Annotated in this window: 2 protein-coding genes and 1 pseudogene; all 3 read left to right on the top strand. The window is 43.4% G+C overall.

Annotated features, from left to right (window positions below):
- Positions 1 to 1,032: relaxase/mobilization nuclease domain-containing protein (locus ACZ2V4_RS11645; protein WP_490514944.1), on the top strand; the 1,032-nt coding region annotated here is incomplete at its 5' end.
- Positions 1,022 to 1,216: a hypothetical protein gene (locus ACZ2V4_RS11640; protein ID WP_283727865.1), complete on the top strand. Its 195-nt coding sequence runs from the start codon at positions 1,022 to 1,024 to the stop codon at positions 1,214 to 1,216. The genes ACZ2V4_RS11645 and ACZ2V4_RS11640, both read left to right, overlap by 11 nt.
- A 1-nt stretch (position 1,217) precedes the next feature.
- Positions 1,218 to 1,405 (top strand): annotated as a pseudogene (locus ACZ2V4_RS11635) (hypothetical protein); the annotation flags it as partial.

Genomic DNA, 1,405 nt, shown 5'->3' with positions numbered 1-1,405 from the left:
AAGGATAAGGACACACAGGAGAAGAAGTGTATCGCAATGTCTGGGATCAACTGTGATCCGAGTAACGCTGAATATGAGTTTGGTGTCGTCAGAAAAGCGTTCAACAAGGCTAAGGACGAAGGTAAGGACATTCAGGCACATCTCATTGAACAGTCCTTTAAAGGCCGTGATATTGATCCTTTTGAAGTCAATCAGATGGGATATGAACTGGCCGAACGGCTGAATGCAGAACTCGGAGGGGGCTTTCAGGCCGTCGTCTATACACATGGCAATACACACAACTATCATAATCACATCGTGTTTAATGCGGTAAATCTAGAGGATGGCCACAAGTATCACTGTTATCAGGAAAAGAAGATCGTCGAACGCATCAATGATGCGGTTGTAAAGGAACATGGTTACCCTGTCATTGAAAAGCATAAGGAACGTGGCACATCGGTCACGATTAAAGAACAGAAACTCAAGGATAAAGGCGAGTATGTATGGAAAGATGATCTAAGAGCACGTATCGATCAGGCATTCGAAAAAACAAAGGATAGCCTTCATTTCGATTTAGAGCGCTTTAAGGCGCATCTAACCGATCTAGGTGTCAACATAAGGGAAAGATTCAATCAGAAGCAACAGATGACCCGTTTTTCATACGATTTTATCGACCAGGATGGTAAGAAACGTATCATACGTGAAAAAAATTTAGGAGTTGATTATGGTGCCGAGGGAATCAAATACGGATTGGAGCAGGAACGAGAATCTTATGAACGATTTAAACGACAATCAGGATTCACATCTCTCCCAGCAGGTCGTACAGCTAACGTTGAAGTACCAGAAAGCAGAGATCGCATTCAACAGTATGCACGACAAGTACTTGACGCTCGTATCAGAGATGCAGGAGATGAAACGCTACGACGAGACACTCAAACAGGAGATGCGCACGGTCATCAACGAAAATCGAACACTCAAGACCGAACTTCAGAGGACCATCCAACACAGCCAGGACAAGATAGACGACATGATCGTGGTGGATTTGAACGCTGAAAGTCTTAGACGGGACGTCTTAACGGATCTGAAAAGAGAAATGAAGTCTGAAATAGAGATGCATCAGACGGAGCTGAATCATAGCTACCTCAGGACAAAGCTTATCCTGAACTATATCCCCGTCATCATCAGTCTGATCTTTGTGATATTCACCCTCTATTATCTTATGACAGGGATGCATTAGGATGTTCACACTCCTTTATTATGGCATCCCGATCTGTATCGTTGCTTTGTGTCTCTATTTAATATTCGTATTGATGGCAAAACTTGAGGACCATCTCGCATCGTTAAGATTCACACTGCCTTTATCTGTGATGCTCTTCGGCATAGGATTCACGATCAGTACATGGACGCCTTTATCACCGTTGCCTTA

Source organism: Macrococcus sp. CoH-51_TC_04 (assembly GCF_058188655.1).
The sequence above is the reverse complement of the archived record's forward strand: the minus strand, read 5'-3'. Positions and strand labels throughout refer to the sequence as shown.